At 67.0% G+C, this 834-nt stretch carries 1 protein-coding gene; it reads right to left on the bottom strand.

Annotated elements, in window-relative coordinates; all coding sequences use genetic code 11:
• The coding region (locus DVK07_RS22925; protein WP_158603205.1) for a CARDB domain-containing protein at positions 1 to 834 on the bottom strand (834 nt) is incomplete at both ends.

Raw genomic sequence — 834 nt, 5'->3', positions numbered from 1 at the left:
CACCCCGGTTCCCCAGTTCGTTATCTGGACACCCCGGATAGTCGCATCGTCACCGGTGACCCGGATTGCCGTCCCGGAATCAGAGCCGGTCGGCGCAGCCGGGAGACTGAACCCGCTCACCGTGACACCGTCGCCGCGGATCGCGATCGCCTCGTCGCCGACGCGCGGGAAGACTACAGCGCGGCGGACCGACTGTAGCGCCACGTCGTCGGTGTCGACGACGACGCGTTCAGCGTACACCCCGCCCGCAACGAGGACGGTGTCGCCCTCACTGGCCGCGTCGACACCGCTTTGGATCGAGCCGAAGTCGACCCGCGTCGCTGCTGTGTCCGTCGCGTCGCCGGCGGTGACCTCCACCGTGCCGTCGAACGTCCCGGCGCGCGGGAGCGGGTCGACGGTGTCAGAGAGGGTGAGCGATGTCGACTCGCCGCCCGCGAGCGTGACATCCGCTGAGTCGAGCGCGACCTGTTCGCCCTCAACACTGAGGTCGAGCGCGATCGACTCGTTTTCGGCCTCGAGGTCACCGACGTTCTCGACGGTGACGTTGACGTCGACCGGCGCACCCTGTTGGACATCACCGGACACCTCGTCGATGTCCACCTGAATATCAGCCGGCTCGGGCTCGCTGACGGTCAGGGTGGTCGTCCGCGAGGTGTTCTCGGTGAAGATACCGATCTGCTGGGAGCCGGTGTCGAGCTCGGACGCGTTCACCGTGAAGTTCTGCTCGATGCTCTCGCCGGCGTCAAGCTGGACCGACTCGTTCGTGGCGAGGACATCACCGCCGGCCTCGAACCGGATGTCCTGGGTACCGGACAGTTCACCGTCGTTGCGGAC

The sequence above is a fragment of the Halorubrum sp. Atlit-26R genome (assembly GCF_003666015.1).
Lineage (GTDB): Archaea > Halobacteriota > Halobacteria > Halobacteriales > Haloferacaceae > Halorubrum.
The sequence above is the reverse complement of the archived record's forward strand: the minus strand, read 5'-3'. Positions and strand labels throughout refer to the sequence as shown.